Source organism: Microbulbifer maximicatervae (SeqCode) (assembly GCF_052467505.1).
Window position 1 is genome coordinate 2784232 of record NZ_CP174313.1, and the last position, 19853, is coordinate 2804084.

At 52.7% G+C, this 19853-nt stretch carries 17 protein-coding genes; 4 read left to right on the plus strand and 13 right to left on the minus strand.

Annotated features, from left to right (window positions below):
- Positions 1-205: 205 nt before the first annotated feature.
- From groL to ACJJIN_RS12320, 3 genes are all read right to left on the minus strand, one after another.
- Positions 206-1846 carry a chaperonin GroEL gene (gene groL / locus ACJJIN_RS12310; protein WP_444894876.1) on the minus strand — a complete coding sequence of 547 codons (1641 nt, stop codon included), beginning with the start codon at positions 1844-1846 and terminating at the stop codon, positions 206-208.
- Positions 1847-1894: 48 nt separating this feature from the next.
- The gene (locus tag ACJJIN_RS12315) at positions 1895-2188 is read right to left on the minus strand and encodes a co-chaperone GroES (RefSeq protein WP_020412315.1); all 294 of its coding nucleotides are present in this window, start codon (positions 2186-2188) and stop codon (positions 1895-1897) included.
- A 215-nt stretch (positions 2189-2403) separates the two neighbouring features.
- The gene (locus ACJJIN_RS12320; RefSeq protein WP_444894877.1) at positions 2404-2889 is read right to left on the minus strand and encodes an FxsA family protein; all 486 of its coding nucleotides are present in this window, start codon (positions 2887-2889) and stop codon (positions 2404-2406) included.
- Between the two features lie 144 nt (positions 2890-3033).
- Here ACJJIN_RS12320 and cfa point away from each other — a divergent pair, with 144 nt between their 5' ends.
- Together cfa and ACJJIN_RS12330 are read left to right on the plus strand one after the other, a co-directional pair.
- Positions 3034-4182: a cyclopropane fatty acyl phospholipid synthase gene (gene cfa / locus ACJJIN_RS12325; protein WP_444894878.1), complete on the plus strand. Its 1149-nt coding sequence runs from the start codon at positions 3034-3036 to the stop codon at positions 4180-4182.
- Positions 4183-4542: 360 nt separating this feature from the next.
- On the plus strand, positions 4543-5334 hold the full coding sequence (locus ACJJIN_RS12330) for a hypothetical protein (RefSeq protein WP_444894879.1): 792 nt from the start codon (positions 4543-4545) through the stop codon (positions 5332-5334).
- 74 nt (positions 5335-5408) lie between these two features.
- Here the strand turns inward: ACJJIN_RS12330 and ACJJIN_RS12335 are convergent, their stop codons facing one another.
- Positions 5409-6170 (minus strand): SDR family oxidoreductase, encoded by a 762-nt coding sequence (locus ACJJIN_RS12335; protein WP_444894880.1) that lies wholly within the window; start codon positions 6168-6170, stop codon positions 5409-5411.
- A gap of 84 nt (positions 6171-6254) precedes the next feature.
- Positions 6255-7286, minus strand: a complete 1032-nt coding sequence (locus tag ACJJIN_RS12340) for a DUF481 domain-containing protein (protein ID WP_444894881.1) — start codon at positions 7284-7286, stop codon at positions 6255-6257.
- Between the two features lie 240 nt (positions 7287-7526).
- On the opposite strand from ACJJIN_RS12340, the gene ACJJIN_RS12345 reads away from it, so the two are divergent.
- Complete coding sequence (locus ACJJIN_RS12345) at positions 7527-7832, plus strand: MGMT family protein (protein WP_413664717.1); 306 nt, start codon at positions 7527-7529, stop codon at positions 7830-7832.
- A 20-nt stretch (positions 7833-7852) separates the two neighbouring features.
- Here the strand turns inward: ACJJIN_RS12345 and ACJJIN_RS12350 are convergent, their stop codons facing one another.
- From ACJJIN_RS12350 to ACJJIN_RS12385, 8 genes are all read right to left on the minus strand, one after another.
- Positions 7853-9124: an AmpG family muropeptide MFS transporter gene (locus tag ACJJIN_RS12350; protein WP_444894882.1), complete on the minus strand. Its 1272-nt coding sequence runs from the start codon at positions 9122-9124 to the stop codon at positions 7853-7855.
- A gap of 236 nt (positions 9125-9360) precedes the next feature.
- Positions 9361-10734 carry an AmpG family muropeptide MFS transporter gene (locus ACJJIN_RS12355; RefSeq protein WP_444894883.1) on the minus strand — a complete coding sequence of 458 codons (1374 nt, stop codon included), beginning with the start codon at positions 10732-10734 and terminating at the stop codon, positions 9361-9363.
- 340 nt (positions 10735-11074) lie between these two features.
- Positions 11075-11647 carry a YbhB/YbcL family Raf kinase inhibitor-like protein gene (locus tag ACJJIN_RS12360; RefSeq protein WP_444894884.1) on the minus strand — a complete coding sequence of 191 codons (573 nt, stop codon included), beginning with the start codon at positions 11645-11647 and terminating at the stop codon, positions 11075-11077.
- 15 nt (positions 11648-11662) lie between these two features.
- Entirely contained in the window at positions 11663-12649 is a 987-nt protein-coding gene (locus ACJJIN_RS12365) for a threonine ammonia-lyase (RefSeq protein WP_444894885.1), read from the minus strand.
- Positions 12650-12762: 113 nt separating this feature from the next.
- Positions 12763-14190 (minus strand): aldehyde dehydrogenase family protein, encoded by a 1428-nt coding sequence (locus ACJJIN_RS12370; RefSeq protein ID WP_444894886.1) that lies wholly within the window; start codon positions 14188-14190, stop codon positions 12763-12765.
- A gap of 238 nt (positions 14191-14428) precedes the next feature.
- Positions 14429-15304, minus strand: coding sequence for a regulatory signaling modulator protein AmpE (gene ampE / locus ACJJIN_RS12375; protein ID WP_444894887.1), 876 nt, complete (start codon positions 15302-15304; stop codon positions 14429-14431).
- An 89-nt stretch (positions 15305-15393) separates the two neighbouring features.
- Positions 15394-15951: a 1,6-anhydro-N-acetylmuramyl-L-alanine amidase AmpD gene (gene ampD / locus ACJJIN_RS12380; protein ID WP_413664710.1), complete on the minus strand. Its 558-nt coding sequence runs from the start codon at positions 15949-15951 to the stop codon at positions 15394-15396.
- A gap of 190 nt (positions 15952-16141) precedes the next feature.
- Positions 16142-18544, minus strand: a complete 2403-nt coding sequence (locus ACJJIN_RS12385) for a DUF1631 domain-containing protein (RefSeq protein ID WP_444894888.1) — start codon at positions 18542-18544, stop codon at positions 16142-16144.
- Positions 18545-18973: 429 nt separating this feature from the next.
- Here ACJJIN_RS12385 and nadC point away from each other — a divergent pair, with 429 nt between their 5' ends.
- Positions 18974-19828, plus strand: a complete 855-nt coding sequence (nadC, locus tag ACJJIN_RS12390) for a carboxylating nicotinate-nucleotide diphosphorylase (RefSeq protein ID WP_444894889.1) — start codon at positions 18974-18976, stop codon at positions 19826-19828.
- Positions 19829-19853 lie beyond the last annotated feature (25 nt).

A 19853-nucleotide genomic window follows, 5' to 3' on the forward strand; every position in this document is an offset into this window, starting at 1 on the left:
AAGTAGTCTACTCAAGCCATCAGAACTTCTTACCTAAATCCACCCCTGTAAACCCTGTTCCAGCAGCTAAGTGTCCTCAACCACACCACTAGACTCCCTGGAGAAAGCTATATGCCAACTCAAAGCTGCCTCTAGTAAACCACTTTTCACAAGGCAAAAAAAAGCCCCGCAATTGCGGGGCTTTTTAGATAGGCTTAAGACCGGCTTACATCATGCCGCCCATACCGCCCATGCCACCCATACCGCTCATGTCAGGAGCAGCCGGCTTGTCTTCCGGAATTTCTGCAACCATGGCTTCGGTGGTGATCATCAGGCCAGCGATAGAAGCTGCCGCTTGCAGAGCAGAGCGGGTTACTTTAGCTGGGTCCAGGATGCCCATTTCCAGCATATCGCCGTACTCACCAGTAGCAGCGTTGTAACCGAAGTTGCCTTCGCCTTGCTTGATCTTGTCAACAACTACGGAAGCTTCGTCACCAGCGTTGGAAACGATTTGACGCAGAGGCATTTCCATAGCGCGCAGGGCTGCTGCGATGCCGTGGTTCTGGTCTTCGTTGTCGCCAGTTACAGAAATAACCTGGGTAGCGCGAACCAGAGCGGTACCACCGCCAGGTACTACGCCTTCCTCTACTGCGGCGCGGGTAGCGTGCAGCGCGTCTTCAACGCGGGCTTTCTTCTCTTTCATTTCCACTTCAGTAGCGGCGCCTACTTTGATTACCGCAACACCGCCAGCCAGCTTGGCTACGCGCTCTTGCAGCTTCTCTTTGTCGTAGTCGGAAGAGGACTCTTCGATCTGTGCACGGATCTGGCTAACGCGAGCTTCGATGTCTTTAACATTGCCAGCGCCGTCAACGATTACAGTGTTTTCTTTGGACAGGGTTACGCGCTTAGCAGTACCCAGGTGCTCCAGAGTGGTACCTTCCAGCTCCAGGCCAACTTCTTCAGAAATCACGGTGCCGCCAGTCAGGATAGCGATGTCCTGCAGCATGGCTTTACGACGGTCGCCAAAACCAGGTGCTTTAACAGCAGCAACTTTAACGATGCCGCGCATGCTGTTTACAACCAGAGTTGCCAGTGCTTCGCCTTCTACGTCTTCAGCGATGATCAGCAGCGGCTTGGAAGCTTTAGCTACTTGCTCCAGCAGGGGCAGCAGGTCGCGGATGTTGGAGATTTTCTTGTCTACCAGCAGGATGAACGGATTGTCCAGCTCGGCAGTCATGTTCTCTTGGTTGGTGATGAAGTAAGGAGACAGGTAGCCGCGGTCGAACTGCATGCCTTCTACTACGTCCAGCTCGTTTTCCAGGCCGGAACCTTCTTCAACAGTGATAACGCCTTCTTTGCCAACTTTTTCCATGGCTTCAGCGATGATGGTACCAACGCTCTCGTCGCTGTTAGCGGAAATAGTACCTACCTGAGCGATAGACTTGGTGTCAGCGCAAGGAGTGGACAGGCCAGCGATGTGATCAACAGCTGCGATTACCGCTTTGTCGATACCGCGCTTCAGGTCCATAGGGTTGAAGCCAGCGGCTACGGATTTCAGACCTTCAGTTACGATAGCCTGAGCCAGAACGGTAGCGGTAGTGGTGCCGTCACCCGCAGTGTCAGAAGCTTTGGAAGCGACTTCTTTAACCATCTGCGCGCCCATGTTCTCGAACTTGTCTTGCAGTTCGATTTCCTTGGCTACGGAAACACCGTCTTTGGTTACGGTAGGAGCGCCGAAGGACTTGTCCAGAACTACGTTGCGGCCTTTGGGACCCAGGGTAGTTTTTACAGCGTCTGCCAGGATGTTTACGCCTTTCAGCATTTTCTGACGAGCGTCGTCACCAAAAATTACGTCTTTAGCTGCCATGATTCTTATTCCTCAAATTCTTTTTGCGAGTAAAGTTAAAGGCTGGCCTTAGCCTTCCAACACGCCGTAGATGTCACCTTCGCTCATGATGATCAGCTCTTCGCCTTCCACCTTGAGGGTATTGCTGTCGGCATAGCGACCGAAAACAACAGTGTCACCTACCTTCACAGACAGTGCGCGAACATCGCCATTGTCCAGCTGCTTGCCCTCACCCACGGCTACCACTTCACCTTGGTTCGGCTTTTCTTTGGCAGCGCCTGGCAGCACGATACCGCCAGCTGACATCGCTTCTTCTTCCTTACGGCGTACTACGACGCGGTCGTGTAAAGGACGAATTTTCATGGATAAGTTCTCCATTGAGTCGTTTTAATGGTTTCCAACATGGGCGGCACTGGCCCTTTGGGCCGGTAACCTCACCCCTCTCTGATCCTCAGAGGCGGGGCTTAATTCTCAGTTGAACCCTATCTATGGGCGGGAATAAGGATTTCAACACCATCAGGTGAAAAAACTGCAAAGCAAATTCTCACGACGGGCATTTTGTCCACTTTTTGATCTAATTAAGGCTTGGGGCGCTTATCTTCAACGGAGTGTTGATTCTCTCCGGGGCGCTTCTCATCTTTCGAATACTCCCCCTCGATAATGTCATCGCCACGCTTGTGATTTGGCGACTGGTTAAAATTCTGCGGAGGAACCACTTTGACGTGGCGAAGGATAAAACCGAGCAACAGGTTCCTGAGCCCCGGTATCAGGCAGATAAAGCCGAAGAAATCAGTGATAAAGCCCGGGGTGAGCAACAGCACACCACCCACCGCGAGGAATATCCCCTCAACCATCTCTTTGGCGGGAATATTTCCAGCCTGCATCTTCTCCTGGGCCCGCATCAGGGTAGAGATTCCCTGGCGGCGAAGCAGTGTCACTCCTACTACTGCGGTCAAAATGACCAGGCCGATCGTTGGCAGGGCGCCAATTTCACTCCCTACGGCAATCAACACCCACATTTCGAGTACAGGTAGGGCTATAAATAGAAGTAATAATGGGCGCATTGCGGAAATTCCTAGTTAACCAGCTTCGCTGAGAGCCGGGGCGATCACGGTTTTTTCAATATGCTGTAGTAAATGGAGTGGGGAGGCAAATTATTCAAGGGCGCCTTATTCCACCCCACAGTAACTGGAGAGAGGAAGGATTGAATGGCAAGCGAGCAACAGGATGCTATAGAAGTGCCAGCCATCGGACGCAGTCGCCACTTAGTGGACGATATATTGGCGAAAGCGGACATTCAAATTAACGGGGAAAGACCCTGGGACCTGCAACTTCATCGGGAAGCAGCCCTTGATGAGGTCATCGCCCGGCACAGCTTGGGCCTGGGTGAGTCCTATATGCGCGGCGATTGGGATGTCCAAGACCTGGATCAGTTCTTCCACCGGTTACTCAGTGCTGAGATTCATCACAGTATCAAGAACTGGCGCTACTTTTGGCGCGCCACACGCAGCTATCTGGTGAATCTACAAAGCAAAAACCGCTCGTTTAATGTGGGAGAGCAACACTACGACCTGGGCAACGAATTCTATAGTGCCATGCTCGACAATCGGCTTACGTACAGCTGCGGCTATTGGAAGGAGGCTGAAACCCTCGACCAAGCCCAGGAAGCCAAGCTGGACCTGATTTGCCGCAAGCTGGAATTGAAACCCGGGATGCGCTTGCTGGATATTGGCTGTGGCTGGGGCAGCCTGGTTAGCTATGCCGCGCAAAAGTATCAAGTGGAGTGTGTAGGGATTACGATTTCCCGAGAGCAAAAAGCCTATGTGACAGAGCGCTATGGTGAACTGCCAATTACTGTTCGCCTTCAGGACTATCGAGAACTCAAAGAACCTTTTGACCGCATTGCCAGCGTAGGGATGTTTGAGCATGTCGGCCGCAAGAACTACCGAAAATTTATGGAAACAGCAGCGCGCTGTCTGAACAAAGATGGGTTGATGATGTTACATACGATCGGCAACAACCAGCGCACCGCATCTACGGACTTGTGGACAGAAAAATATATATTCCCAGGTGGTGAGCTACCTTCCGTAGGGCAGCTGGGCGACGCGACCGATCGCTTGCTAGTGTGCGAAGACCTGCACAACTTTGGATACTACTACGACAAAACCCTGATGGCCTGGCATGAAAACTTTGAGAAAAACTGGCCGCGCTTTGCCGATCGCTACGGCCAGCGCTTCTACAGGATGTGGCGCTACTATCTACTATCTTACGCCGGTGCATTCCGGGGGCGCACACTTCAGCTATGGCAGCTAATGTATTCACGGTTTCGCACAGATGGGGTCCAGCGCATCAGTTAACACCAACTGTTTTTTATGGAAACAACCGGGAGTAAATGGCCATCAATGGAACTATGGAAATGATATTTCTCCAGGGCACCCCTGAATAATTCCGTAGTACCTCTGGCTTGCAGAGCGATTCACAACCAATGTGCGGCTTCGTAGGAATACCCAATCCCTTTCGGAAGTCACAACTCCAGATGTGGGTCGCTATAAAAGCCCTGTAGCGGTATTGCGACAATAATCAGGGACTACTTAAGGAATCAAGCCAACAAAGCCAAAGAATCCCCCAGCTATCATACTTCACTAAATAGCTGAAGATACTTTTAACAGTAGGCTCAACAGCTATTTCTATTCCGACTGGCAGAAAACTACCAACCTATGGACAATTTGCTCTCATCTCTTGGCGGGTTAAACCTACTGATACAAGTGCATACCGTCTCAGCAATCATATTGACGATATTTCTCATCCCCCTGACGCTCTTAATGAAAAAGGGAAGCCGCTATCATCGGGCGTGCGGCATTACCACGCTTCTACTCGCCCTGGTTTTTTCTGCCAGCGCCTTGATGATGCTGTTTAACCCAAATTTAATCCCACACCTCAAGGCAGATATCCCCGAATACCCGATTGATACAGCCTATGTTTACAACATCCATTCCGACCTACTGTTAATTGGGCTGGCTTCCATATTTGTCTATTCAATCTATTCCGCCTATCGCATATGGCCCCGTATTAAACATTCTACGGACGGAAGAATAACATCCAATGTGATTGACTGGGCCCTTGCAGCAGTCGCTTTATGGGTAACTATTTTCTACCTCCAGATGTTCTTCTACGACATGGATGAACACCCAGGTTACGCCAATATCTATTTAGCCCCCTCAGTATTGATGCTGATATTTGCAGGGCTTGATTTCTATACGTTTGTTTTCCGCCCGACAATCTATGGCAAGCCCTGGTGGGCCTTGCATATGAGCAAAATGTTGTATGCATGGTCAGCACTGATCAAAGGGTTTTTACTCAGGGATTTCCACCTGGCGCTGGATCGAACCGTCCTGCATGAGATAGCATCCATTGTTATTTGGCTGTCCATCTCACTTCTCGTCTATTTGTTTTACAGGAAGAATCTCAATTCCAGATACGCTAAAAAAGAAAAGATCGAAAAAACTTAGCAAACCTTTATTGGAGCAGGAACAAAAAAAGGGTGAACTCAGTTCACCCTTTTTATGCTGGGGAAGAGAGAAGCTTACAAGCGCGCTCCGCCATCAATATCTATCACTCGCCCGGTGACGTAGTCGTTCTCCAGAATAAACGCTACTGTCGAGGCGATCTCATCCTGCTCACCCAACCTGCGCAGGGGCACTTGTTTTACCAGGCTCTCAAGAATCTCAGGACGCATTTGCGCAACCATATCGGTGCCGATAAAGCCCGGGGCAATCCCGGCAACGCGCACGCCGTAGCGCGCCAGTTCGCGTGCCCAGGATACCGTCATCGCTGCAACACCCGCTTTACTGGCGGAGTAGTTGGTCTGCCCCATATTGCCCGCACGGGACAAACTGGAGATATTGACCATCACCCCACCCTTGCCACTTTCCGCCATAATGCCCGCTGCAGCACGGCCACAAAGGAATACACCGGTAAGGTTCACATCGATCACAGACTGCCACTGTGCCAGGGACATGCGATCTGTCACTTTGCCGTCTTTACACTTGAGCAACATGCCATCGCGCATAATGCCGGCGTTATTAACCAGAACCTGGAGTCCGCCAAAGTCTTCTGCGATTTTCGCAAAACCGGAGTCCACCGCTTCTTCATTGGCAACATTGATCAAGTAACTGCGAACCTCTGCACCGAGCTTTTCACAAGCTGCAACGCTGTCTTTCAGGCCTTCCTCATTAACATCGATCAGGGCCAGGCGGGCACCCCGCGCAGCCAGATACTCGGCCATGGCTCGGCCCAACCCCTGGCCCGCACCGGTAATCGCAACAATACTGTCAGCGATTTGCATATTAAACTCCTCGTCGTCGCTCGTTTTTTAGATTTATCGTTTATGACTGCCTTCGAACCTGCCCTATGCTGGCTCGAGGGGGAATTACCATTCGTAACCTACACCAACGGTCACTTTGGTATCTTCTTTTTCACTTTCCAGGGAGGGCGTATTGTCGTACTGCCACTCGTAACCGATTTCCATCAGCACGCCTTCAACAAGCGGTGTGCGCACCCCCAGCTTGGCGTTAGCTTCGTAGTCGTTACTGTGATCAAAGGATTGTAAGGTTTCCTGGTCGAAATAAATTTCCGGCCCAAGGGAAAACTTGTAGCGGTAGTTAAGTGCAATTCGACCGGCGACATAGCGCTCATCCTGGTCTTCACTCAACTCTTCGTCGATAAAACTCTCGTGCAGGCTACTCACACCACCTTCGAGGGAAAAAGTGGTTTTACTGGTATCGTAAAACAGATAACCCATACCGAGACCGAGCGTAGTTCCCAGGTCTAAGTTCTGAGCCTCCTCCCTTTCCAGCTCACTGTTAGCCGCGGCAAACCACTTCTCAGCAAATATCCAGCGAAGATCATAATTGAGCTGGTATTTTTCCAGGTCACCTTCTTCCTCATTGTCCTGGTTCTGGTACACAGAGCCGATTAGATGGTGGAAATCTCCATGGCGAATATCCAAGTTTATACTGGCATCCAAGTCTTCACGTTCACGGTTACCACTCTCGAATACGCCCCCGGCAGTAACATTACCGCTGAATAACACCGGACTGGTGGTAAACGTACTGTAAGGCTCTGCTCGTTCAATGCCCGGAAAATCGATCAGCCAGCCGCGACCTTCAGCGCAGTACACTTCCCAGCGCTCCTGGCGGTGGCCGGCCAAGGTACAGGGTTCATCCCTGCCAGCAATTTTGATGTCGGTATCGATATCCATCGACACCACTTTGGATTTGTCGACTTTTACCTCACCAAAAGTCTCTGACTTCCAAGTGACCTGATCCTTTTCCACAAGTACCAACTCACCTTGAATACGATCGCCATTTTCCAGGGTCAGCACTCCGGCATGGACCTGGAAGGGTACAAGAAATAAGAGAGTTCGAGCAAAGAACCTGGGAAGTCGTGTCGATAAAACCACTAAGAAACCTTGGACTTTTTAGGTGTATGAACGGTGCAAATAGCCGCAGTAATCGCACCATGATGCCATAACTAGAAGCATGTGGCACGCTGTCACAACAGAGGCTTTGCGCCAGTAAACTGTGACCTTGCAAGCTGGTAAAGTATCCATTAATGGCGAATAAAAATCTCGGTTTCAGGAGATTTCCAAGTAAAAAATTGCGCCCAGTCAACGTAGTTCGCCGATATTTAGAGCTTTTTTATGGAAAAACAGAACTCCCTGGAAAGAATATGCCAAGCCTTGGCGGCGATCCCCAAAGGGCGGGTTGTCACCTACGGGGACTTGGCTGAGATGGCCGGCTACCCACGCGCTGCAAGACTTGCAGGTCAGACCCTGCGTAAATTACCCCGGGGTACCAAGCTACCCTGGCACCGGGTGATCAACGCCCAGGGGCGCATCTCCTTGCCGGAACCCGGCGCCAGCCGCCAGCGTGAAAGACTGGAAAGAGAGGGGGTCATACTGCTGAAAGGGCGAGTGGATATGGGCAAATACCGCTGGAAACCTTAGCCCCAATCGCATACAGAAAACTACGCTACCTCATCAGCCCCCCAGGGCGCGACCCAAAATAACAGGATCATTCCAGGCACCGCCAGAACGGCACACAGGAGAAAGAAATGTGTCCACCCCATTCCCTCCACCAAATAGCCGGTGGAAGCATTGGCGAAGGTGCGCGGGAGCGAGGTCAAGGCAGTAAACAACGCAAATTGAGTCGCGGTGTGCAACTTGCTGGTAGTTCGGGCGATAAATGCAATAAACACCGCTGTCCCCAACCCCACCCCGAGATACTCAAAGGCAATTACTACCGCCAATAGCCAGAGGCTAGGATTGAAATCTGGTGTGCCCACCAGCTCGCCATTCACTTCAGACAAAATCATAAACCCGAAAATTGAAACCAGCTGTACTACCCCGAAAATCCATAGGCACTTATTAATCCCGATCTTCACAATTAATAAGCCGCCAAAGAAACCGCCAATTACCGCAGGCCATAAACCAGCATTCTTTGCCACTATGCCGATATCCGTATTGGAATATCCCATATCCAGGTAATAGGGCGTCGCCAGTGCCGTAGCCATGCTATCGCCGAGCTTGTACAAAAACATAAAGGCCAGTACGAGCACCGCCTGTTTTACGCCATTGCGATTAAAGAATTCGACGAAGGGTAAAACAATGGCCTCGCGCAAAGATTTAGGACGACCTGCTGGATGGTCTGGCTCAGCCACCATCAAGGTCATAAAGACGGCAATCAACATAAAGGCCGCAGTAATCATAAACACCTGGTCCCAGGCCAGGTGGTCCGACAGGATCAAGCTGAGGGATCCCGGAATCAAGCCGGAAATACGATAGGCGTTGGCGTGAAAGGAATTGCCCAGGCCCAACTCCTGGTCTGGCAGAATCTCGCGTCGGAAAGCATCCAGGACTATATCCTGGCTGGCGCTAAAAAAAGCCACGGCAAAGCAAATTGCGGCAATTGACCAAATATCAAACTGGGGACTGAACATCCCCAGGACGCCAATGGAAACAATCAGTAACAGCTGCATTACCAGCATCCAGCCCCGCCGGCGGCCTAGCATCGGGAATGCGTAGCGCTCCATCAATGGAGACCAGATAAATTTCCACGTATAGGGCAATCCGAGCAATGCAAAAATACCGATAGTGGCCAGATCCACGCCTTCGGTACGCAGCCAAGCGGGCACCAACTGTATCAATACAAAAAGAGGCATCCCCGAAGAGAAACCGGTGCCAATACAAATCAGCATGCGCCGATTAAACACCGCCTCCCGGATGGTTTCGTGGGCCATAGTTTGTCGCTTTTATTCGCTGAGCATCATCTACCAGTGATACCCGACCCAACAGGCAACAGACACACAATCGAACATAAGGGCGAGTCTATGGAGGGGTGGGTTTCACCTTTACAACCACCATAGACACAAGCCGGGCAGAATGCCCGGCGAAGAGTTTTGATATGACATAGGGATTTAGAAAAGAGCTGAATTCGGGATGTACTCTTAGAGAGGAAATAGCATCCCTGTAAACCTTAGGTAGTGCCCGCTCCCGGCTGAACTTCTTCTCCCGGCCAGTCGCGCTGCTCGCGGCGCCAGAAATAAATGGACAGCACAATGGCTGGTATTCCCATAAGCGCCGCATAAATAAAGAAGTAGGCATAACCCTGAGCATCCACCACTATGCCGGAAAAACCACTGATAAATTTCCCCGGCAAGGTCATCAGGGAGCTGAACAAAGCATATTGAGTGGCGGTATAAGCTTTATTGGCAAGACTGGAGAGAAACGCGATCAGTATCGCATTGGCAATTCCTCCACTGATGTTGTCCGCACTAATTACCAGCGCCAACCAGGCTTTATCGGGACCGATCACAGCGAGTTGGGCAAATAACAGGTTGGTGCAGGCGACCATAACCGAACCCAGTATCAGCGGACGCACAACACCGTATCGCACCACTAACAGCCCGCCTAGAAAGGAACCGATAATGGTACAGAAGAAGCCAAACAGCTTACTGATTTCAGCAATTTCCGTTTTGGTAAAGCCCAGATCCAAATAGAAGGGATTGGCCATCACCCCCATCGCAATGTCACTTAAACGGAAGATACCGATAAATAGCAACAGAATGATTGCAAAGCGGCCATTGCGCTGAAAAAACTCGATAAAGGGGCAGGCCACGGCGCGAATAAACCACTGCTTCATGCGACCATGCTCCCCCTTGCCCAACAACCGCTGTGCCCACTCGCTTTGCAGCTCATCGGCTTCTTTGTTTACCTTGCTGTGATCGGGCTCGGCAATAATCAGAGTGGTAATCAGGCCCACGCCCATCAACCCGGCCATCGCAAGATAAGCACCGGACCAGCTAAAGATATCCGCAATAAACAGGGCACCCGCTCCGGCTATCAGCATTGCCACCCGATAGCCAAATACATAATTGGCAGCCATAGCGCCCTGGTAGTCGTCATCCATGGCCTCAATTCGATAGGCATCAATCGCCACATCTTGAGAGGCCGAACAGAAAGCGACCCACAGGGCCAGTAGGGCTACGTGCATCAGGGAGAGCTGGGGATTTAAACTGGCCATACCTATCAGGCCAATCGCTATCCCGATTTGGGATACCAGCATCCAGCCCCGACGCTTGCCCAATTTATCCGTGAAAAAAGGCAGACGCAGCTGATCGACAATAGGGGCCCAGAGAACCTTGATCGAAAAGGTAATCCCCACCCAGGCAAAAAACCCGATGGCGGTACGGCTGACACCGTAGTCCCGCAGCCAGGCAGTCAAAGTAGAGAAAACCAGCAGTAATGGGAGGCCGGCGGAAAAGCCGAGGAAAAACATGGTGAGTACACGGGGCTTCAAATAAGCGGCCAGCGCTTGCCCCCATGTCATTTGTTTTTGTAAGTTGGTCAAGCGCGGGCCTCCAGAGCCTCAGCCGCTGCAACAGGTGTTCCTGTGCAGCGGAGTATTAGGGAGCCTCTGAATAACTCCGTGATACCTCTGGCATGCATAGCGGTTCACAATCAAGGCGCGGCTTCGCAGGAATGTCTAGACCTTTCAAGAAGTCGCAACGCGGAGTGTGAATCGCTATGCAAGCCCCGAAGGGCGGGCCTTGAAGGCCACAGCTGCTGCGTTGCAGCTCTTGCAAAGGGCTACGGCCATTCGCGGCGAGCTGCGCCTAACATCTGCAACCTTCAAGACCCGCAGAGGCATTACGGAATTATTCAGAGGCTCCTTAGATTAGTTTATTTACTCAGTGGCCCCACAAAACTTCCAGCTCCGCTTCGGCCAACTTATTGGCATTGATATTGAAGCCAACTTTAGCAGGAGAAGTGTTTTCATCCAGCGGCAGGGATTCCACTTTCAAGGCATAGACACGAAAACGATAGCGATGATCCCCGTTCCCCTTGGGCGGGCAGGCACCACCGTAACCGGAATTACCATAATCATTGCGCCCCTGCACTGCTTCTGGAATCAGGCCGTTTTTCAAGTCACCGGCCCCTTCCGGAAGATTGGTCGTATCCACTGGGATATTAAATACCACCCAGTGCCACCAACCACTGCCGGTGGGCGCGTCGGGATCGTAAGCGGTAATAGCAAAACTCTTTGTGCCCTCCGGTGCCCCACTCCAACTCAATTGGGGAGACAGGTTCTCACCGCCGCAGCTGCCATAAACATGAGCCATGGGCATTTTCTTTCCAGCTTGTAGGGAGCTGGATGACAGTGTCAGCTTCTCAGCAATCGCGTTGGTTCCAGTCAGCGACAGCGCAGCAGCACAAAGCAGCCCGGCCAAACCCCGGCCGCCCTTTTTCAATAAATGGCTCATATCCCAGTTCCCCTTTTAGTTTTCTTCACTGGACAGCAGTGGGCCCACTTTGTCCAGATCCATATTTCCGCCGGTCAGAACAACCACGACATTCTTATTGCGAAAGCGCGCGCTGTGCTCAATGATCGCAGCGAGACCCACCGCAGCCGACGGTTCTACCAGCTGTTTGGTTCGTGTCCACAATAGCCGCATCGCATTGACGATACCAGCTTCGCTGACTGTCACAATATCCCGCACCGTGCGCTCAATAACGGCGTAATTTTTGCCGCCCAATGTTGTGCGCAGACCATCGGCGATCGTATCGGGTTGTTGTGTGGTGATATGAACGCCACCGCGCAGTGAACGCTGGGCATCATCCGCTCCGGCAGGTTCCGCACCAATTACCAGGATATCGGGGGCAAGCGCAGCCATAGCCAATCCCACGCCGGACAAAAGTCCACCGCCTCCCACTGGCGCCACAATAACGTCTGGAGCAAAGCCCTGCTCGCGACTCTGCTTGAGCACTTCCATGGCTACAGTGCCCTGCCCTGCAATAATGCGCTTATCGTCATAGGGCGGGACTTCGTGCGCACCGGTTTCCTCAAGTACCTTTGCCAAAGTGGATTCGCGATCAGCCAGGCTGGGGCCCGAAGTCACCACTTTGGCACCGTACCCCTCAACCGCCATGCGTTTCGTCTTGGGAGCCGTTTCAGGCATCACCACCGTGCAGGCCAATCCCCGCTGGGCTGCTGCCCAGGCGAGCGCCGCACCGTGATTACCGGACGAATGGGTGGCAACTTCCTCGACCCCGTCTGGGAGCAGCGAAAGCGCATTAGCCGCGCCCCGCGCTTTAAAGGCACCCACTTTCTGCAAGTGCTCACACTTAAACCACAAATTGGCGCCCGTCAGCTCGTTCAGCTGCCGAGAGCTGAGCAGAGGGGTCTCGTGTACCATGCCTGCAATATTTTGTGCGGCACTAAATACATCCTCACTGGCAGGTATCTCGTTGCGATCCAGGGGCATAACACTGTGTATCCTTTTCGACTACATGGGAATAATCCAGCTTATCCACCGCCGATAACATCCAGTGTTCTACGGAGCAGGCACAGTGGAAAACCGTGCCTGTCGATAAGGAATTATTTGCTGAGCATACGCAGGAATTTCATTTTCCTGTCGTTGAAGGGTGCATATCGTATATCGATATCGAGGATATTTCTGCGCCGCATTACGGCCTTGTAATGACTGAAAGTGCGGAAGCCATGCTCTCCATGATAGGACCCCATACCGCTGGCACCGACGCCTCCAAAAGGCAGGTCCTGGGCCAGCATAAACATCATACAGTCATTCACACAGGCGTTGCCGGAGCTGCAACGGGATAGAATCCGATCCGCCAATACTTCATCCTGGGTAAATACATACAGGGCCAGGGGCTTCTCTCGCTCATTGACAAACTCCTCCGCTTTGGAGAAATCATCCAGTTCAATAATGGGGAGTATCGGACCAAAGATCTCCTCCTGCATAACTCCCGCAGAGAGATTGACGTTGCGCATTATGGTGGGCGCCATATAGCAGTCGTCCACATCGACTTCACCGCCAAATACCACCTCTCCATCCCCCAGGTAATCCGACAGGCGAAGGGTGTGCTGGCTGTTAATAATGCGCCCATAGTCGGCAGATTCTCGCGGATGCTCCCCATACATTTCCCAGAGCGCCCGCTGCAATATGGGGGTGAGCCGATCGGCTGTCCGCCGACTACAGAGAACATAATCCGGAGCGATACAAGTCTGCCCCGCATTGGTAAATTTACCCCAGGCAATTCGCCGTGCAGCCACTTCCAGGTTGGCATCGTCGGCAACAATACAAGGGCTCTTTCCACCGAGTTCCAGGGTTACCGGAGTCAGGTATTTAGCCGCCGCACTCATTATGATTTTGCCGACCCGGCCACCGCCGGTGTACATAATATGGTCCCAGCGCTGCTCCAGCAGCGCCGTGGTTTCCGCCACACCACCTTCGACACACGCAAAGGCATCGTTGTCGAGGTAACGCGGTAACAATTCTGCGATTAACCGGGAGGTTGCGGGGGATAACTCAGAGGGCTTTACCACCGCGCAATTGCCGGCGGCAATCGCCGGTACCAGCGGCGATAACAATAATTGCAGCGGATAATTCCAGGCACCGATAATCAGCACTACACCCAACGGCTCCGGTTGCACATAGCTCTTGGCCGGCTGGGTCATCATCGGCGATTGGACCTTGCGCGGGCGCACCCATTTCTTCAGGGACTTCAGGGTGTGATCGATATCGTTGTAGAGAAATGAAATTTCAGTGAGGTAGCTTTCCTGGGGAGCTTTGCGCAAATCATCGCGAAGGGCTTGGACAAAATGTGCCTCGTTCTCGGAGATCATCTTGCGCAGCTGAGACAGTTGCTTGCGCCGCCAACTCAATTCAGTGGTGCTGCCGCTGCGAAAATAGGTTCGCAAGCCCGCCACTAATGTGGCTGCGTTCCAATCGTTTGCCCTAGCCAGATCTGACAACATTTGCGGTTCCAATACCGAAACTTCCAAACCCTACTTCCTCCAATGAGTATAAGCCGTCGCAGGCAATGACTAGCTTCGCTTTATTGATATGGCAAAGCACCGAAGTCCGGCCGCTGGGGCGCGCAATTTCGTAGGAAGGGGGGGATAAGTCAAGATAGGAAGGAGAGAAAATTTTGAAAATGGCGACAAATTCAACAATCGCCCCAGCAGACAAAAGTATCTCTGGGGCGATGGTACAGGCATTGTGGGATTATTCAGAGGCTCCTTAGATAAACAGAACCAGAAGGGCCAAACCAGTGATCCACAGTAGCAAGGTTCTGGATAGCAGCGCTTGCAGCCCTTCAATCTCCGCACCACTTTGGCGCTGCATCTGAGACAGATCGGAACCACCACTGCACTCACTGGCGTCAATACCGCCGAGAGCTCCTTCCAGGTAAGCCTCGAGAACCTGATCGGTATGGCTCTCACGACACATCAACACCCGGCGCCAGGCGCGGTAACAACCGGCAAAGTTACCCACAATGGCAAAGCTCAGCCCCATCACACGGACCGGCAGCCATTCCAGCAACCACAACCAACGCGCCGCCGTCGCCTCATCGGAGGAGCCCCGAGTATTTTCTGCGTACAAAGCACTCAAGCGGAAGAGTACTGCCCCGGGAATACCCAGCAAAATAAACCAGAACAGCACAGCGAAGAGTCTCTCAAAGGCGCAGTAGGCAGCGCCGCGAAATACCTGTTCATGCAGACAAGTGTCATCGGAGGGCGCTTCGTGTAACTCGCGCAAAATGGGCGCCGCCGCTTTGGTGGCACCTTCCAGGTCTCCGCTATACCAGTGGCGCAGGTAATTTGCGACGATATCGTTGAAGTTGCCGCGACCGAGACAATAGAGCAGCAGTGGCACCCCCAACAGCAGGTAGCCCAGACCACCCGCAGCGCCCTCTGCCAGCGTCATCACAATTGCAGAAATCAATACTGGAACCAGGATAGTGACACCAAGCAGCAGGCCGCTATTGCCATTAATGCTGGGCAACGCCTGTAAGTACTGACTCCAGCGACTGAACCAACCATCGCGATGTAACGGAGCCCCTGAGCCCCAGATTTGCACCAGGGCAACGGTGATCAGAACAATTAACAGAGTCATAAATAATCCGAGACTGTTTCAGTTATCAAAATCGTGCTGCGGCTCCTGTTACAGAAACCCTTCCCACTTTTAAGGTCCGCTACTGGGTATCAGACGATTTCTTTCAGCTTGTTGAGGTAGCGCTCCCAGTCAAACCCCGGACCCGGGTCCAATTTCCTTCCGGGAGCAATATCCGAATGACTGGCAATTCTATCGATATCAATAGCGGGGTAAGCTTGCATAATCGCAGCACTCACCTCGGCAAGTGCGTGATATTGGGAGTCGGTGTAAATATCGGTATCCAAACCTTCCAGCTCAATACCAATGGAAAAATCATTGCAATTAGTGCGACCTTTAAACTCGGACTTGCCCGCGTGCCAGGCACGCCGATCAAGGGGCACGTATTGAGTTACCAGGCCATCGCGGTCGATCAAAATATGCGCAGACACCTGTAACGCAGCAATATCGGCAAAATAGGGGTGCGCATCGATATCCAACTGCCCCAGGAAAAAGGCATCGATGTAGGGGCCGCCATACTGTCCGGGCGGCAAGCTGATACTGTGAATCACCAATAGATCCACCGCACAGTCTTCCGGGCGGCTATTGCAATGAGGACTCGGAACCCGGCGCGCGCCCGCCAACCAGCCAGACTCCACTTGATATTTCAATCTGCGATCTCCGCTGCAACCTATTGATAGCCCCGGTATCGACCGAGGCTTCAGCAGTTACCATTCTATGGAAGCGTTGATCGATATGCCAATCTGATCGGAGCAGTATCGCGACATAACTTGCGGAAAACCACTGGCCACTGAGTATCCCTGCTAAATACTCAACGTCCGCTCGTTAAATTCCTGAAAATTAGCGCTGCTCACTGCGCTTCTTGCGCACATTGCCAATTACGGACTGCAGCGCCCGCTCAAACAACATGCCGTCATCCAGCGGCAGCAGTTGTGCCGAACGCAGCGCATGGGCCAGCTCTAGTCGGGCAAATTCAGCGACTTTGGCGCCATTGCGATTAACGAAGATAAACTGGTCGATATCGCGAATTACCGCCGCCAGACGACAACGGAACTGCTCGTCCTCAGAGCGCTTCAGCTCGAACCAACTGCCCTGTGCCAGGCGGAAGGTCATCTGCCAGTGGGGATCATCTTCGTCAAGGGGGGCCAGTCCATCCTGCTCCGGTGCAGCCACCTCTGCGTCGGCAACTGCCTGCTCAAGCTCTTCCATCTGCGGCACAGCCACTTCCTGGGTAACCACGACTTCTGCAATAACCGCTTCAGTCACTGCAATTTCATCAACCGTAGCTTCAGTAACATCAGCGGGTCCGGCATCAGCAGCAGTTTCCTGCTCCACGATAGGGGCAACAGGCTTGTCAGCAACATTATCAGCAACAACAGGCGCAGGCTCAGCAGATTTCGCTGCGCGCACTTCGCGGGCAACCTGCTCTGCCACTTCACGTTCACGCTGCTCCGCCAGTTGCTGGGCCAGGGCAAAGCGCTCGCGATAAACTTCTTTGAGGCCGGTGAAAAGGGTACGCGCTTCGAAAGCGTTATAGGAAAGCGCCTCAATTCCCTCGCGCAATCTCTCCTGCAAAACAGGCAGTAAGCTCAATAACTGTTTGCGGGAATCCGGCATTGGGGCCTGCACACTCCACACGAGATCTCTCGCTGTGCGCACGTCACGGTTCCAGGCGTCGCTCTCTGTTCCCTCTTTAACACAGGTCAGGAACAGCACGTTGTTCCAAACTTTGTTCAACCAATCCTGTACCACCTGTGGCAGATCCCGCTCTGCAACCAAGGCATCCATGACTGCGGCAACCCGTGCGCGGGCAGCTTGGGTTTTAGCCCGACCATCCGCCTCATCGACAACGCGGCGCTCCAACATCTCGGCACGCTTGCGCTCGCGGACGATAAATTCGCGCAGGGATTCCAGCAAAACGGCAAAGATATTGATATCCCGATCAAACTCATTAAGCACGCGCTCAACAATTTCGGATATCTCTTTGTACAGGGGATCGGATTCGTAGTTATCCCCCGCCTGCCATCCGGTAGCGGCATCGGCCAACTCGTTCAGCAATTTGCGCGCAGGGTGGCCGCCTTTACTAAAAAATGACTTGTCTGCAATGGCTACTTTCAACAGCGGCAGTTGCAGGCGACCCAGAAGTGATTTGATTTGGGTGGCAAGGCTGCGGTCCTCCAGGATAAAGGAAAACAACATCTCTACCAGCTTGATCACATCGCTATCGACTTTTGCCAGCGAAGCGGCCTGGTTGGAATCCACCAAGCGCTGCTGAAGCAATTCGCCCACATTCAAAAGCTGTACCGCACTTCCACCTTGATAGTGGCTGCCACTTTGCAGCGCGCCCAAGTGGGAAAGCAGATCCCCTGCAGGCATAGGAGTAACACCGGTTGCAGCGGACACTAACCCAGGGGGAAAGTGTCCCGTAGTTGCTACGCCACCTTGCGTCGATGGGTTGCCGGCCACCACACTACTCCCCCCCCCAATGGGTACACTGGGAACACCAGGGGAATTGGAAGTACTGTTGTAAGCAGGTACCTGCCTAGCTGCACGCTGCTGCTCCTGTAGCGATGGCAGCACGCCCTGCTCTATGAGCAGTTGATTACAGAATTCGTAGAAGTCGCGCAGCTGCAACATGACCATCTGCTCGAACTTCTTCAGCAGAGTAAGGCGGGCACGAATATGGAGATTCAGTTCTTGAATCGAGTCTACAAAGGCATCACAAATGACATCAGGGCCCAAGGGGTTGTTCTTGTCATAGACTTTGACCGCATAGAGCGTATCGAGCCTCATGCACAATGCAGTGAGGGGCTCGGCAAAATCGCGCTTAGCCGTGGCCACCATGGTATCAGCAGCGACCAATTGCTCTAGGTCATCATTGTGAACTAGCGATAAATTATCGGAAGCGAAATTGCTTTCAGCCTTTTCTTCCTGGCGAACCAGGAAAGCGTGAGAGATATTCTGGACAAAGTGCTCAGCAATATTACGCCGCTCAACGCGCAACAGTCGCAAGGCCTGGAAAAGCCCATCCTGTTCCTCCTGGCCGTGGGCTCGCTCAGCCATGGCAAACAACGAATCATCCACTTTGCCAAACAGTGCTTTAATTCGCTCCAGTAACTGATCCGTCGCTTTTTCTTTCAGCATTGTTACTGCGGCGGGCAGAACAGCGGGCTTACCAGATGCAGAAATATTGCGCGCTCCACTTTTCTCTGAGAGGGAAACTACCTTGCTGGATTCACTCATTTCCAAGAGGTCCTTCGAATACCGTCCGACTTAAAACGCTGTGGCTAATAGCAAAATTGGTGAGTGGAAAAGTGGCTTTCCAAGCGACTACGGGGACTTGCACCCCCGTAAATCGGATCTCCAAACCGCCGATCTCCGGGCGCGATCATCTGTGAAAAATCTGCCGAAGCTCTTGATTTCACTCAAGTTTTGAACGCGAAGGGGCAACGATTCCCAGCCCTGTCCGAGAACAGTTCAGATTGCGATCAAACCTAGCTCTTTGGCATTCTACTAGCGTTTCTGGGCTGTTTTACACAGTTCCGCGACATATTTGAGACACCTATCACAGCTATTCGTCGAGCCAACTGCTACTTGCCGGTGATTGAGTTGAGCAATCAAAACCCCGAGTGTTTTGGTAAACTGCGTCGGCGTTAATTTCGAGGTTTCCCAATGCGACCACAAGACACGGCTATTCCCAATATCACTGCCGACCTGCAACGCGCAGTTCAGGTGGCCCTGGAAGAAGATATTGGTAGTGGCGATATCACCGCCCAGCTGATCCCAGAGGACCGCAATGCGCGGGCTCGGGTAATCACCCGTGAAGATTGCACTCTGAGTGGTCGCGCCTGGGTAGAGGCTGTATTCCACGCCCTGGACCCGGAACTCGTCCTCACCTGGCACTTCGAGGATGGCGACCGCATCAGCGCCAATGCCGTTATTTTTGAGCTGGAAGGCAATGCCCGCGCTATCCTGACCGGCGAACGCGCCGCACTGAATTTCCTGCAAACCTTATCCGGTACTGCCACAACCGCTGCGGAGTTCGCCGCGCGAGCTGAAGGCACTGAGGTGAAGATTCTCGACACCCGCAAGACCATTCCCGGTCTGCGCAGCGCACAGAAGTACGCCGTACTTTGCGGTGGCTGCCACAATCACCGCATCGGTCTTTACGACGCCTTCCTGATCAAAGAGAACCATATCTTCGCCGCCGGAGGCATTGAACACGCCGTCGCCCAAGCGCGAGTGATCAAGCCGGAAGCCTTGATTGAAGTCGAAGTGGAAAATATTGAAGAGCTGGAGCAGGCGCTCGCCGTCGGTGTGGACGTGATTATGCTCGACGAATTCAATGATGAAGACACTAGAACGGCCCTGAAACTGGCCAAAGGCAAAGCCAAAATTGAGCTTTCCGGCAGTGTCGACCGGGATCGCATCGCTCAGTTAGCTGAACTGGAAGTGGACTATATCTCTTCCGGTAGCCTGACCAAGCACCTGCGCGCTATCGACCTGTCCCTGCGGATCGATCTCTAGCGCCCACAGGACCCATCATCACTGC